The following is a 14,411-nucleotide window of genomic DNA, read 5'->3' on the forward strand; positions in this document are numbered from 1 at the left end:
ACGAATCGCACGAAGCGGATGCCGCCACCCCGAGCAGGCGTTCTCACGCTCACTCGGGGTCACACACTGGCGTCCGTCGTGAGCTACTCCCCCGCGAACCTCACGCGCACGGCATCACCGTGGGCGGGAAGCGCCTCGGCATCCGACAGCGCACCGATGTGGGCCGCGACGGCGCGCAAGGCATCTTCGCTGTAGCGCACAACCTGCTGCGGACGCAAGAACGTGTAGGCGCCGAGTCCCGACGAGAACCGCGACTGGCCACCGGTCGGCAGCACGTGGTTCGAGCCGGCCGCGTAATCACCAAGGCTCACCGGGGAGTGCGGGCCGATGAAAATGGCGCCGGCGTTCTCGATGTTCTCAAGTACAGCATCCGGTTCGCTCGTCTGAATTTCGAGGTGCTCCGGCCCGAACGCATTGCTGAACGCCGCGGCCGTGGCCAAATCGTCGACAAGCACGATCGCCGACTGCGTGCCCGAGAGCGAAGCGGTCACTCGCTCGCTGTGTGTCGTCGACACGGCAAGCTCGTCGAGGCGGGCTTCGACGGCGGCGGCCAGCGCCGGGGAGTTTGTCACCAGCACCGCGGCGGCGAGTTCGTCGTGCTCGGCCTGGCTGACCAGGTCGGCTGCGACAAACGCGGCGTCGGCGTTGTCATCGGCGATCACGAGGATGTCGGTCGGCCCGGCTTCGGCGTCGATCCCGGTCTGCCCACGCACGAGGCGCTTCGCCGCAGCGACGTAGACGTTGCCGGGGCCGGTGACGAGCTGCACGGGGTCGAGTCCGAGGTCTGGCACGCCGTAGGCGAATGCGCCGACCGCGCCGGCCCCGCCCATGGCGTAAATCTCGTCGACGCCGAGGAGCCCGGCGACGGCAAGGATGGTCGGGTGCACGCGGCCGCCGAAGTGGCTCTGCGGCGGTGAGGCGAGGGCGATCTGGGAGACCCCGGCGACCTGGGCCGGAACGACATTCATCACGACGCTCGACGGGTAGACGGCCTTGCCGCCGGGAACGTAGAGGCCCACTCGGTGGATCGGCTGCCAGCGTTGGGTGATTTCGGCGCCGTCGGCGATCGTGGTCGTGACGCGCGGCGGCACCTGGGCAGCACTGGCCAGGCGCACACGCCTGATCGTCTCTTCGATGGCGATGCGCACCGCCGGATCGAGGGCGGCCACTGCCTCTGCAATCTGCTCAGCGGGAACTCGCACATGCTCGGGGCGCACTCGGTCGAGGCGCTCGGCCTGGTCGAGCAGCGCGGCAACGCCGCGCGTTCGCACATCTGCGATCAGTTCGGCCGCGACGTCGCTGGCGACGGCGACATCGGTCAGTGCACGCGGCACAGCGGCGAGCAGTTCGGCCGGGCTGAGCCGGGTTCCGCGGAGGTCAATGGTCTGGATCATCCCAGCTAGCCTATCCGCGAACTTTCCGCACTGGGGATTAGGCTCGATCTGAAAGAGAGTGCTGCATCTGAATGAATAGTTCCCTCACACCCCGGCCACAGGATGCCGATCCGCGACCGGACGCCACTCCTCCCCCGCTCGACGCTTCAGAGCCCGTCGACCTCGCCGCCTTCAAGCATGCGTTCCGTCGTCATGCGGCCGGCGTCGCAGCGGTCACGGCCCTGGCCCCGGATGGCTCGCCCGTCGGCTTCACCGCCACCTCGTTGGCCTCGCTCTCCGCGGTTCCGCCGCTCGCCACGTTCAACATGGCGCGCTCAGCGAGCACCTGGCCGGCAATTGTTGAGAGCGACCGGGTGATCATCCACATGCTCGGCGCCCGCAATCGGGCGGTGGCAGAGCTGCTGGCCGGACCACATGCCGCTCGCTTCATCGGCGACCACTGGCATCCGGGACCGTTCGGATTGCCGCTGCTGAACGGCGTCACGTCATGGATGGTCGGCCGGATCATCGAGCGTGTGCCGGTGCACAACAACGCGGTCGTGGTGGTGCAGATCGAGAGCGGCGGAATGGGCGTCGACGACGAAGCGCTGCTCTACCACGAGCGCACTTTCCGCACGCCGGGCGCTGCCGTCTAGCCAGCGGGTTCCCCCGCGTCTCCTTCGCCGAGCTTGACACGTGCGGTCGAGTTGCCCTGGTCTACCGCTCAAACTCGACCGGAACGGGCAAGCTCGGCGCGAGTGCACGGTTGACGCGCGCGTCACTTCCGAGCGTTGGCCGACTTCGCCTCGGCGCGACGGCGGCGGCGTTCGGCCTCGGCCACGGCGGCTTGCTCAGGTGTCGGCGCGGTTCCGCCGAGGTGTGCCGGTTGCCACCAGGCGCCGGTCCCGTCTTCGGGGTAGTCCCGCTGGAGCCCGTCGACCAAATCTTGCAGCGTCGCATGCAGTTCTGCGGTGAGCTGGTGAGCGTCGGCGTCTGGCGCGACGCTGATCGGCTTTCCCACCGAAAAAGCGACGGGAACGGTGAAACGCTCTCTCAAGGCCGGCTTGTGATTCTTCGTCATGAGGCGGTGACCGCCCCAGACGGCGATCGGAATGACCGGCACGCCGGACTCGGCCGCCATCCGGATCGCGCCGCTCTTCAGTTCGCGTACCGTGAATGAGGCGTTCACTCCCCCCTCGGGAAACACGCCGAGCAGTTCGCCGGCACGCAGGGCCGCAACGGCCTGTGCATAGGCCTCGGCACCATGCTCCATGTTGACCGAGATGTGTCCCATGCCGCGCAACAGCTTCCCGACGATGGGCTGCTTGAACGCTCCTTCCTTGGCCATGAAACGGATGCGCCGACGGTTGCGATGCCACATCATCCATTCGGTGAGCGCGAAGTCGAGGTAGCCGAAATGAGTGATCGCAAGAACTGCCCCGCCGGTGTCCGGGAGGTTCTGAAGACCGCGGGGCAGGGGTTTCACCCGCAGGAGCCCGAACAACGCGCGACCGACCCCGATCGCAAGGGTGTAGACCGGCTCGCTCCGTCGCTTCGTCATGCTGCAAGGGTAGCCCCGGTCGCTGAAGTTCGGCGGCGAGCCTCCGCACCCCGTTCTCGGGTCATGCTGCCCGCTCACACCCTTCGCAACAGCACGCGACAGCAGTAGCCTGGCCGCATGTCGGATGCGCTCACCGCCGGGTGGCACGAGTTCTACGTGGCGCTGGCCGGAGCCGCTGCGGCACTAGCCGGTCTGGTCATGGTGGCGATTTCGGTCAACATCAAAGAAATCATCGCCGGTCCAACGTTGCCGGCGCGCGCCGGAGCTGCCGTAGGGTCACTCGTTCTCATCGTCGTGATTGCCGCCGTCGGACTGATCCCCGGACAGACCTCGACGGCACTCGGCGTCGAGATCCTGCTGGGCACACTCGTCGCTTCCGCCCTGCATCTGATGTCGTTGCGGCATGTGGTCAGGGTCGGCGCGAGCTCGCGGGCAAATCGGATCGCACGCATCCCGCTGACGCTCGCGCAACTGCTGCCGTTGCTGATTGGCGCCGCGCTGCTGATCGCCGGGGCTCCCGTCGGCCTCGGCTGGATCGCGGCCGGCATGCTGCTCACGATCATCGGATCGATGCTCGATGCCTGGGTGCTGATGGTCGAGATTCGGCGCTGACCGCCGCGGGTCAAACATCGGGATGCAACCGGAACGTTCCTCCACAGGTGGGCTGTTCGAGAAGTTACTCACGGATCTGCGGTATCCGGGTTTCGGCTCTTCCCCTTTTTCTAGTCTGGGAGTATGCAAAATCTCACCGATCAGCTCCGGCAGGCGGCCCTCGCGTCCGCTGAAATCGGTGACGGTGCGGCCGGGTATGCGGCACTTTCTGATGTGGACTTGCTGGAGTCGCAGACGCAGCTCGGCCTGATCCGGCGGTCGTTTGAGACGCATGCGGCGTGGGCGGCCGGGGAGATCGCTCGCCGCTCCTCCCGGGAGCTCGGCTTTTCGGGGTTGGCGCAACGGAACGGGTTCCTCTCGCCGGTGGAGTTGATTCAGTCGGCGACCGGCGGCACCCGCGCCGAGGCGGTGAAACTGGTCGCGGTCGGCACCCTGCTCACCCAGACCGAGGCCGCCGAGGAGCTGCAGCAGGAGTTGCGGCAGGCCGACCCGGACTCCCTGACCGACGAGCAGCGGGCCGCACTGGCCGGTCTGGCCGCCCCCTGGCTGGCCGTCGTCGCGGGGGCGGTGCGCGCCGGGACCCTGTCGGTGGATGCGGCGGAGGCGATCCGCAAAGGGCTCGGCGAGATCGACCCGGGCGTGCCCGCTGCGAAGCTCGCCGCCGCCGCGGAGTTCCTGCTCGGCGAGGCCGGGACACTCAACGCCGACCAGTTGCTCCGCCGGGCCCGGCGTTTGCGCGACCAGTTGGATGCGGAGGGAATTGCCCGGCGGGAGAAGACCCAGCGGGATGCGCGCAGTTTCCGGATCTGGCGGCAACCCGACGGCATGTACCGGGTGTCCGCGCTGCTGCCGCCGGAGGACGGCCGCCTCGTCGAGTTGATCGTCGACGGCGCCACGTCCCCGCGCCGCGGCGGACCCCGCTTCGTCGACCCGCGCACCCAGGCCCGCGCCGACGCGCTCCGCGACGACGAGCGCAGCGTCGAGCAGATCGCGGCGGACACGATCCTGGCGCTGTTGCAGATCGCGGCCGAGGCCGACCCGAACACAGTGTTCTTCGGCCGCCGGCCGACCGTGCGGGTGCTCGTCACCGAACACGACCTCACTCACACGATCCCGGGCCCCGCCTTCCGGAACCGGGTCGGTCAGACGCCCGCCGGTCAGACGTCCGTCGGATCCCCAGCCGGGCCGACCGCGACCTGCACCGACCCTCCCGGAGACATCCCGTTCCCTCCCGGGCACGGGCAGATCGAGGGGCACCCCGATCCGGTCTCGATGGAAACCGTGAACCGCCTGCTCTGCTCCGGACTCACCGGCATCGAGTTCGACGACGACGGTCAATGCATCAACGTCGGCCGCGACCAACGCCTCTTCACCGCACGGCAACGCACCGGGCTCGCCGCCCGGGACGGCGGCTGCCGCTGGCCCGGCTGCGACAAACCCGCCTCCTGGAACGAAGCACACCACATCGACCACTGGAAAGCCGAACACGGCAAAACCGATCTCGCCGACGGCATCCTCCTCTGCAAAGCCCACCACCTGCTGCTGCACAACAACGGCTGGCACATCCGGCGCACCGGAGCCGACTACTGGCTCATCCCACCGGTCGCCCTCGACGCCGACCAGACCCCGATCCCGATGCCGAGCAAGAGCCCGCTGATGTTGGAACTCTTCCCGCCGAATCGCCCCGCGACGCGGCCCCGACGGCAACCCCCGGAACAACCCACGCAGCGGCCCGCTCAGCACCCGGCGGCGTACTCCGCGCAGCAGGCGGCGCCGCCACCCGCCCGACGGGCCGGCTGACCGGTGGTTGAGCCTGCCGAGCGATGTACTGAGCTTGTCGAAGTGACCTCCGCCGGCCGACTCGCGCAACGCACCCACCGCCACAGATCGGCGCACTCGGTCTCGACAAGCTCGAGCAACGGAACGAGGCCGCGCGAAGCGGACGTCACTCCCGTTGATCGAAGAGCAGCCAACGGAGTCTGCCGCATCTCGAGATCCCGCGAGCCGATCCTTGAACCGGTGTTTGCGTCTGAACGTTCCCAGATCAGATCACGTCAGGCAGTACGGACCGAGCAAACTCTTCAGCTCACCGAACAGGTCAGGACTCACCTTCACCCGATACGGCAACTCGAACACACGAGCCACATCACCCTTCACCAGCTTCAACCGCAACTCAGCCGAGCCGGTGTGCCTCTGCAACACCTCAGCCAATGCCCGCACCGTCACCTCGGTCGCCCGGTTTTCAAACAGGGTGATCGAGAGCTGCCCGGCCTCGTCGACCTGACCGAGTTCCGGCGCAAAAACGCTGTAAGCGTGCAGGTTCATTCCGTCATCGCGCATGCTCACCCGGCCACGCACGACGACAATGGTGTCGCTGATCAGGTCAGGAGCGAACTCTTGATACGCCTTGCCCATGAACATCGCGGTGATCTCACCGCTGAAGTCTTCGACATCGATCATGCCGTACTGGTTGCCCGACTTCTTGGCCACCCGGTGCTGCACCCCGGTGATCAGTCCGGCAACGGTGACCGTGTCGCCGTCCTGCGTCGCCTCAGAAGCCATCAAATCCGCGATCGTCGTGCTGGCGTGCTTGGCGAGCGGAATCTCTAGTCCGGCCAGCGGATGGTCGGAGACATAGAGCCCGAGCATGTCACGTTCGAACGCGAGCTTTTCTTTCTTGCTCCACTCCGGACGGTCGGGCACCTTCTCGGTGGCCTGCGTCTCGTCGTCGAACAGGCTGTCGAAGTCGAAACCCACGTTGCCATGCGCTTCGTCACGTTTGATCTTGACCGCCGACTCGACGGCCGACTCGTGAATCTCGACCATCGCACGCCGCGTCGCCCCGAGTGAGTCGAACGCACCGGCCTTCACGAGCGATTCGATGGTTCGTTTGTTAGCGACCTGAATCGGAACCTTGGCCAGGAAGTCGTGGAACGACTCGAACCTGCCCTTTTCCTTGCGCGCCTCGCGGATCGCATCCACCACGTTGAATCCGACGTTGCGCACGGCGCCGAGGCCGAAACGGATGTCGGTGCCGACGGCGGCGAAGTAGCCGATTGACTCGTTGACATCGGGCGCCATCACCTGGATGCCCATGCGACGACACTCATTGAGGTAGAGCGCAAGCTTGTCGCGGGAGTCGCCGACACTGGTCAGCAGCGCGGCCATGAACTCGGCCGGATAGTGCGCCTTGAGGTACGCGGTCCAGTAGGAGAGCACGCCGTAGGCCGCCGAGTGCGCCTTGTTGAAGGCGTAGTCGGAGAAGGGCAGCAGGATGTCCCAAATGGTCTTGATCGCCTCGGGACCGTAGCCGTTGGAGACCATGCCGGCGGAGAAGCCCTCGAACTGCTTGTCCAGCTCTGACTTCTTCTTCTTGCCCATCGCGCGGCGCAACAGGTCGGCTTGACCGAGCGAGAAGCCGGCGAGCTTCTGCGCGATCGACATGACCTGCTCCTGATAGACGATCAGGCCGTAGGTGCCGCCGATGATGTCTTTCAGCGGCTCTTCAAGCTCGGGATGGATCGGAATGATCTCCTGCAGCCCGGTCTTTCGCAGCGCATAGTTGGTGTGCGAGTTCGCGCCCATGGGGCCCGGACGATAGAGCGCGATGACGGCCGAGATGTCTTCGAAGTTGTCAGGCTTCATCGAGCGCAGCAGTGCGCGCATCGGCCCGCCGTCGAGCTGGAAGACGCCGAGCGTGTCGCCGCGGGCGAGCAGCTCGTAGGCCAGCGGGTCGTCGAGCAGGAGGTCTTCGAGAATCGGGCGGTGCCCGCGGTTCTCTTCGATGTTGTCGAGGGCGTCATCAAGGATGGTGAGGTTGCGGAGCCCCAGGAAGTCCATCTTGATCAGCCCGAGCGACTCACAGGCCGGGTAGTCGAACTGGGTGACGATCTGGCCGTCGGCCTCACGCTTCATGATCGGGATGATGTCGATCAACGGATCGCTCGACATGATCACGCCGGCGGCGTGCACGCCCCATTGGCGCTTGAGGTTTTCGAGTCCGAGGGCCGTGTCGAAGACGGTTCGAGCTTCGGGGTCCGATTCGATCACCCCGCGGAAGTCGACCGCTTCCTTGTAGCGCGGGTGGTCTTTGTCGAACATGCCGGTCAGCGGCACGTCTTTACCCATGATGGCGGGCGGCATCGCCTTGGTGAGCTTGTCGCCCATTCCGAACGGGAAGCCGAGCACCCGCGAGGAGTCCTTGAGCGCCTGCTTGGCCTTGATCGTGCCGTAGGTGACGATCTGGGCCACGCGCTCATCGCCGTACTTCTCGGTGACGTAGCGGATGACCTCGCCGCGACGACGCTCGTCGAAGTCGATATCGAAGTCGGGCATGGAGACGCGGTCGGGGTTCAGGAACCGCTCGAAGATCAGTCCGTGAACCAGCGGGTCGAGGCCGGTGATACCCATGGCGTATGCCGCCATGGAGCCGGCGCCAGAACCACGGCCGGGGCCGACCCGGATGCCCTGCTGATTCGACCAGGCGATGAAGTCGGCAACCACCAGGAAGTAGCCGGGGAAGCCCATCTGGGTGATGACCCCGACCTCATAGTCGGCTTGCTTTCGCACGTCGTCGGGAATGCCGTTCGGGTAGCGCTTCAGGAGGCCGACCTCGACCTCTTTGATGAACCAGCTCTCCTCGTTCTCCCCGTCAGGCGTCGGGAAGCGCGGCATGTAGTTGGCTTTGGTGTTGAACTCAACCTCACACCGCTCCGCGATGAGCAGGGTGTTGTCGCAGGCGTCCGGGTTGTCGCGGAAGATGTGCCGCATCTGCGCGGCGGTCTTCAGGTAGAACTCGTCGGAGTCGAACTTGAACCGGTTCGGGTCGTCGAGCGTCGACGCCGACTGCACGCAGAGCAGAGCGGCGTGGGCGGTGGCGTCGTGGGCGTGCGTGTAGTGCAGGTCGTTGGTGGCAACGAGCGGCAAGTTAAGCTCTTTGGCCAGACGCAGCAGATCGCTCATCGTGCGGCGTTCGACATCGATGCCGTGATCCATGACCTCGCAGAAGTAGTTCTCTGCACCGAAGATGTCGCGCAGCTCGCCGGCGGCCTTCTTCGCCTCGTCGTACTGCCCGAGACGCAGGCGGGTCTGCACCTCGCCACCGGCGCATCCGGTTGTGCCGATCAGACCCTTCGAGTACTGGCTGAGAAGCTCACGGTCCATGCGCGGCTTGAAGTAGTAGCCCTCGAGCGACGCCCGCGATGACAACCGAAACAGGTTGTGCATGCCCTCTGTGGTCTCCGAGAGCAGGGTCATGTGCGTGTACGAGCCGGCGCCACCGACGTCGTCGCGGCCCTGAGCGTTCGAGCCCCACTTCACGCGGGTCTTGTCGCTGCGGTGCGTACCGGGCGTGATGTACGCCTCGGTGCCGATGATCGGCTTGATGCCCGCCTCGGTGGCGGTACGCCAGAAGTCGAACGCTCCGAACATGTTGCCATGGTCAGTCACCGCGACAGCGGGCATCCCCTGCTCGACGGCCGCGCTGATCAGGGGCTTTACCCGGGCGGCACCGTCAAGCATCGAGTACTCGCTGTGCACGTGGAGGTGAACGAACGAATCACTCTGAGATGACAAGGACTGCTCCGAAATGCTGAGGATGGGTGATGAACTAGCTTAACCTTCATCGCGCAAGACGCGGAGGGCGTGGGCCAAATCCGAAGGGTAATCGGAGGTGAAGGTGACCCACTCCCCCGTCTCCGGGTGGTTGAACGCCAACTGCTTGGCGTGCAGCCACTGGCGGGTCAGGCCGAGTCTGGCCGAGATCGACGGGTCGGCGCCATACATGGCGTCACCGACACACGGATGCCGCTGAGCGGCCATGTGCACACGGATCTGGTGGGTGCGCCCGGTCTCCAGGTGCACTTCGAGAAGTGAAGCGAACGGAAATGCCTCGAGCGTCTCGTAGTGGGTGATGGCGTGCTTGCCGTCGGCGATGACCGCGAACTTCCAGTCGGACCGCGGATGACGGCCGACCGGCGCGTCGATGGTGCCGGAGAGAGGATCGGGGTGGCCTTGCACGACCGTGTGGTAGATCTTCTCCACCTCACGGTCGTGGAACGCACGCTTCAGCGCCGTGTAGGCCGCCTCCGATTTCGCCACGACCATCAGTCCGCTGGTTCCGGCGTCGAGTCGGTGCACGACACCGGCTCGCTCGGCGGCACCCGAGGTGGAAATACGGTATCCAGCGGCGGCGAGGGCGCCGACCACCGTGGGTCCGGTCCAGCCGACGCTCGGGTGAGCCGCGACTCCGGCCGGCTTGTTCACCACGACCATGCTGTCGTCGTCGTAAACGATCGTGAGATCGGGAACCGCCATCGGAACGATGGAGATCTCTTCCTTCGGCTTCCAATTCACTTCGAGCCAGCCACCGGCACGCAGACGGTCAGACTTGCCGACGACGGTGCCGTCGAGCAGCACGCCGCCGGCTTCGGCGACATCTGCCGCGAAGTTTCGGGAGAACCCGAGGAGTTTCGCCATGCCGGCGTCAACCCGCACGCCTTCGAAACTGTCAGGAAGGAAGAGGGAACGAGATTCCATGCCGGCGATCAAGACTCAGTTCTGGGTTGGGGGTCTGCGGGGCTTTCGGTGCCGCCGTCCACAGACGCATCGGCATCCGCTTCACCGTCGGGAGCGGCGGAATCAGTCTCGACTGCAGCCGCCGAACCCGTGTCAGCGCCCGGCTTGGGCAGTCGTTCGCCGTCGAGCCCGATGCCACGAATCGTGAGGATCATGAAGATCGTCATGCTCGTGACGATGCACATGTCTGCCACGTTGTAGATGGCGGGAATCAGCCACGGGGTGGAGAGAAAGTCGATCACATGGCCGACGCCGAAACCCGGGGGGCGCAGCAGCCGGTCGGTGAGATTGCCGAGCACACCGCCGAGCAGCAGGCCGAAGACCAGCGCCCAGGCGATCGAGCGGATGCGTCCCGCGAACCAGATGATGAAGATGACGACTGCAGCGGCGAGGATCGAGAAGATCCAGGTCATTCCACTGGCGAGAGAGAATGCCGCGCCGGGGTTCCGGACGAAGTGCAATTGAAGCACTCCGCCCAGAACCGGCACAACCGAACCCTCGGTCATGTTGGCGACAACAATGGCCTTGCTGATTTGATCCAGCGCATATGCGCCCAGCGCTACACCGACGAGAACGAAGAGAGCGCTGAAGCTGACCTTCGTGCGAGTGTTAGGCGCCAAAGCCCGAGAAGCTTGACTTCGGGGCGTTGGAGTCCGCGCCGGCGCCAACCGGTGATGCGGAGTCAAGCTCCTGGAGCTGACCCTCGATGTAGCTCTTCAGCTTCTGGCGGTACTCGCGCTCGAACGTGCGCAGTTCATCGATCTTGTTTTCGAGAACCGAACGCTCCTGGTCGAGAGCAGCAATCTGAGCACGCTGACGAGCTTCTGCCTCGGCAACGACGCGAGCCGCAGTGGCGTGACCCTCGGCGATCAAGGCGTCGCGCTTCTCAGCGCCTTCCTTGACGTGCTCTTCATGCAGGCGACGTGCCAGCTGAAGCAGGTTGGTGGTACCGGCGGTCTCGTCGGCAGCTTCGGCGACGACAGGAGCCTTGACGGGCTCCGGAACAGCGACGGGCTCGGGAGCGGCAACGACCACGGGAGCGGCAACGGTGGCTGCGGCACGAACCGGCTCGGCTACCTGGCCGCCGCCTGCGGCGACCTGAGCCTTCAGCTCTTCGTTTTCCGCGGTCAGGCGGCGCAGTTCGACAACGACCTCGTCGAGGAAGTCATCAACCTCGTCCTGGTCGTATCCCTCACGGAACTTTGTGGACTGGAACCGCTTGTTGACTACATCTTCCGGAGTTAGCGCCATGGCTTTCCACCCTTAGAACTTGAGTTGCGAACAAAAGAGAACAATTACCGGTCAAGAATACATGGATAGACCATGTGACTTGGCTGAGCCGGCCCCGGTGAGTCGGCAGACCGTCAACTCGGTGTGATTCAGATCAGGCCAGTCGCGTGAGCAACGGCACGACGTACATGGCGACGATGCAGCAGAGCATGGTGAGGCTCCAGCCGAAGTCGAACGAGATTTGACCGACCGACAACGCCGGCATGATCCGGCGAAAAAACTTGATCGGCGGGTCAGTGACGGCGTAGACCACTTCAATAACCACGAGTCCGAAGCCGTGCGGGCGCCACGAGTGGTTGATTCCGCGCACTAGGTCGACGATGAATCGACCCCAGAGCACGAAGAAATAGATCAGGAGGAGGAAATAGAGAAGATTTCCTAGAAGAACGACGAAGAACACGAACTAATGCTACGACTGCGCGAAGAACGACGCCTCGGCGTCTGCGTCTTCATCGGAGTTTTCGCCCGAAACGACCACGTGCGACGGCGACAGCAGGAACACCTTCGAGGTCACGCGCTCGATCTTGCCGTAGAGGCCCTGCGAGAGGCCACTGGCGAAGTCGATGAGGCGACGAGCATCTGCATCGCTCATCTGCGAGAGGTTGATGATGACGGGGATGCCGTCGCGGAAGGACTCGGCGATGGCCTGGGCGTCGCGGTACTGGCGCGGGTGCACAGTCAGGATCTCGTTCATCTCTGACGCGGCAACGCTGCGCGGCGCTGCAGTCTTGTGCAATGGCGTGACGGGGGCGCGACCCGGAGTCGCTGCGGCGCTCGGCGCCTGCACGGCGACAGGGGCGTGACCGACAGGAGTGCCCGCTGCGGCGACCTGAGAGTTGGCCGGCGCCTCATACTCCAGCTCTTCGTCTGCAAGACCCAGGTAGACCATGGTTTTCTTGAGCGGGTTGGACATCAAAACCTCCGTGTTGGTAATGCTTGTGGTTCGAGATTAACGCTCGCTCGGGCGATTGCCCGTGATTGCCGATCCAATTCTCAGGTGTGTCGCACCTTCGGCGATGGCATCGGCGTAGTCCGCCGACATCCCCATCGACAACTTCGTGGCGTCGGGTGCAAGCTGCTGCACCCTCTCGCCGAGCTGCCGCACCTGAGCAAACGCTGCACGTGGCGCGGCGTCGAGCGGAGCAACGGCCATCAGGCCGAGCAAACGCAACCCCGGAGTCTCGAGAACCCGCTCGACCAGTGGCAGCAACGCGTCGGGAGACACGCCGCCACGGGCCGGGTCGTCGGTGAGGTTGACCTGCACGAAGGCATCGACGACCGATTCGGTGGAGGCCAAGGCCGTCACCAACGATTCCCGGTCGACCGCATGAATGACGTCGGCATAGGCGCGCACCTGGCGCGCCTTCTTGCCTTGCACCTGGCCGATGAAATGCCAGCGCAGATCGAGCGCCGCGAGCTCCTGGGCTTTCGCCTGTGCCTCTTGGTGCCGGTTCTCACCGATGTCGTGAATGCCGAGTTCGGCCAGCGCCCGAATGAGGCCGGCAGGATGAAACTTGGTCACGACGATCGTGGTGACCTCGCCGGGCGAGCGCCCGGCCTGGCGAACGGCATCCGCCACGCTGTCCTGCACCACAGCGAGTCGCTCTGCCAGCCCGGGAAAGGATGACAGAGCCGATTCGCCCTGAGGTGTTGCCGTCACGTGATGTACCTGATGTCTTCGACGAAGAGAGCCGGCTCTACTTGAGGAAGTCGGGGATGTCGATGTCGTCTGACTCTTCTTCGAAGGCCGGGTCGGCAACGGGAGCGCCGGCCTGCGAGTCAGTGGACATCCAGGCCGGAGACACAGTGTCGAACTGGCTGGAGTCGGTGGCGCCGGCCGGGGCGGCCAGCGCATCAGCGACAGCGGCACCGGTAGCGGCCGACGACGAGACACCGGCGGCGACGAGGTCGGCGCGGCGCACCTCGACAGCCTTGGCGCCGGGCTCTCCGCCGTCGAATCCGGCGGCGATGACCGTGACGCGCACCTCGTCGCCGAGGGTGTCGTCAATGACCGCACCGAAGATGATGTTCGCCTCGGGGTGGACTGCTTCCTGCACGAGGCGAGCAGCGTCGTTGATCTCGAAGATTCCGAGGTTCGAGCCGCCCTGGATCGACAGGAGCACGCCGTGCGCGCCGTCGATCGAGGCTTCAAGCAGCGGGGAGGCGACGGCGAGTTCCGCAGCCTTGATGGCGCGGTCGGCACCGCGCGAGGAACCGATGCCCATCAAGGCCGAACCGGCGCCCTGCATGACCGACTTGACGTCGGCGAAGTCGAGGTTGATCAGACCGGGGGTCGTGATCAGGTCGGTGATGCCCTGCACACCGGCGAGCAGAACCTGGTCGGCGGTGGAGAACGCCTCGAGCATGCTGATGCCGCGGTCGCTGATCTCGAGCAGGCGGTCGTTGGGCACGACGATGAGAGTGTCGACCTCGTTCTTGAGGGTGGCGACACCGGTCTCGGCCTGAGCCTGGCGACGCTTGCCCTCGAAGCCGAACGGCTTGGTGACGACACCGATGGTGAGCGCGCCGATCGATTTGGCGATGCGGGCGACAACCGGTGCTCCACCGGTTCCCGTTCCGCCACCTTCGCCGGCGGTCACGAAGACCATGTCGGCTCCGGCGAGAGCTTCTTCGATCTCTTCCGCGTGGTCTTCTGCAGCGCGGCGACCGACCTCGGGGTCAGCGCCGGCACCGAGACCGCGGGTGAGATCGCGACCGACGTCAAGCTTGACGTCGGCGTCGCTCATCAGCAGCGCCTGGGCATCCGTATTAATTGCAATGAACTCGACACCGCGAAGACCGAGCTCGATCATGCGGTTGACGGCGTTGACGCCGCCGCCGCCGATTCCGACAACCTTGATGACAGCGAGGTAGTTCTGGTTTGTTGACACGTGTCCGGTCCTCCGGTGAAACCTTAAACCTTTACTCGAAGTTTAAAGTTATGCTGAGTATGCAATTGCTGATTTCGAAGCTATTCGGGTGAGTGCCCACAATGGGGA

At 65.1% G+C, this 14,411-nt stretch carries 13 protein-coding genes; 3 read left to right on the plus strand and 10 right to left on the minus strand.

The window, feature by feature from the left end:
• Window positions 1-83: 83 nt before the first annotated feature.
• Window positions 84-1,394, minus strand: a complete 1,311-nt coding sequence (gene hisD / locus AC1DCF_RS09360; protein ID WP_477210769.1) for a histidinol dehydrogenase — start codon at window positions 1,392-1,394, stop codon at window positions 84-86.
• A 71-nt stretch (window positions 1,395-1,465) separates the two neighbouring features.
• Here hisD and AC1DCF_RS09365 point away from each other — a divergent pair, with 71 nt between their 5' ends.
• A complete protein-coding gene (locus AC1DCF_RS09365; RefSeq protein ID WP_477210770.1) occupies window positions 1,466-2,029 on the plus strand; it encodes a flavin reductase family protein in 564 nt (187 codons plus the stop codon).
• 122 nt (window positions 2,030-2,151) lie between these two features.
• On the opposite strand, the gene AC1DCF_RS09370 is transcribed toward AC1DCF_RS09365, so the two are convergent.
• Entirely contained in the window at window positions 2,152-2,934 is a 783-nt protein-coding gene (locus AC1DCF_RS09370; RefSeq protein WP_477210771.1) for a lysophospholipid acyltransferase family protein, read from the minus strand.
• 117 nt (window positions 2,935-3,051) lie between these two features.
• Here AC1DCF_RS09370 and AC1DCF_RS09375 point away from each other — a divergent pair, with 117 nt between their 5' ends.
• Window positions 3,052-3,546, plus strand: a complete 495-nt coding sequence (locus AC1DCF_RS09375) for a hypothetical protein (RefSeq protein ID WP_477210772.1) — start codon at window positions 3,052-3,054, stop codon at window positions 3,544-3,546.
• Window positions 3,547-3,669: 123 nt separating this feature from the next.
• Complete coding sequence (locus tag AC1DCF_RS09380) at window positions 3,670-5,346, plus strand: HNH endonuclease signature motif containing protein (protein ID WP_477210773.1); 1,677 nt, start codon at window positions 3,670-3,672, stop codon at window positions 5,344-5,346.
• Window positions 5,347-5,595: 249 nt separating this feature from the next.
• Here the strand turns inward: AC1DCF_RS09380 and dnaE are convergent, their stop codons facing one another.
• The 8 genes from dnaE to ftsZ form a co-directional block, all read right to left on the minus strand.
• Complete coding sequence (dnaE, locus tag AC1DCF_RS09385) at window positions 5,596-9,120, minus strand: DNA polymerase III subunit alpha (protein WP_477210774.1); 3,525 nt, start codon at window positions 9,118-9,120, stop codon at window positions 5,596-5,598.
• A gap of 39 nt (window positions 9,121-9,159) precedes the next feature.
• On the minus strand, window positions 9,160-10,083 hold the full coding sequence (locus AC1DCF_RS09390) for an RluA family pseudouridine synthase (RefSeq protein ID WP_441788979.1): 924 nt from the start codon (window positions 10,081-10,083) through the stop codon (window positions 9,160-9,162).
• A gap of 8 nt (window positions 10,084-10,091) precedes the next feature.
• Window positions 10,092-10,742, minus strand: coding sequence for a signal peptidase II (gene lspA, locus AC1DCF_RS09395; RefSeq protein ID WP_477210775.1), 651 nt, complete (start codon window positions 10,740-10,742; stop codon window positions 10,092-10,094).
• Window positions 10,732-11,373 carry a DivIVA domain-containing protein gene (locus AC1DCF_RS09400; RefSeq protein ID WP_441788981.1) on the minus strand — a complete coding sequence of 214 codons (642 nt, stop codon included), beginning with the start codon at window positions 11,371-11,373 and terminating at the stop codon, window positions 10,732-10,734. Before AC1DCF_RS09400 ends, lspA begins: the two co-directional genes overlap by 11 nt.
• Window positions 11,374-11,506: 133 nt before the next feature.
• On the minus strand, window positions 11,507-11,812 hold the full coding sequence (locus tag AC1DCF_RS09405; protein WP_441788982.1) for a YggT family protein: 306 nt from the start codon (window positions 11,810-11,812) through the stop codon (window positions 11,507-11,509).
• A 9-nt stretch (window positions 11,813-11,821) separates the two neighbouring features.
• Complete coding sequence (locus AC1DCF_RS09410; protein WP_441788983.1) at window positions 11,822-12,325, minus strand: cell division protein SepF; 504 nt, start codon at window positions 12,323-12,325, stop codon at window positions 11,822-11,824.
• 36 nt (window positions 12,326-12,361) lie between these two features.
• Window positions 12,362-13,072, minus strand: coding sequence for a YggS family pyridoxal phosphate-dependent enzyme (locus tag AC1DCF_RS09415; protein ID WP_477210776.1), 711 nt, complete (start codon window positions 13,070-13,072; stop codon window positions 12,362-12,364).
• 37 nt (window positions 13,073-13,109) lie between these two features.
• Window positions 13,110-14,303 carry a cell division protein FtsZ gene (gene ftsZ / locus AC1DCF_RS09420; RefSeq protein ID WP_477210777.1) on the minus strand — a complete coding sequence of 398 codons (1,194 nt, stop codon included), beginning with the start codon at window positions 14,301-14,303 and terminating at the stop codon, window positions 13,110-13,112.
• Window positions 14,304-14,411 lie beyond the last annotated feature (108 nt).

It is taken from the genome of Leifsonia sp. 10L418, from assembly GCF_056395445.1.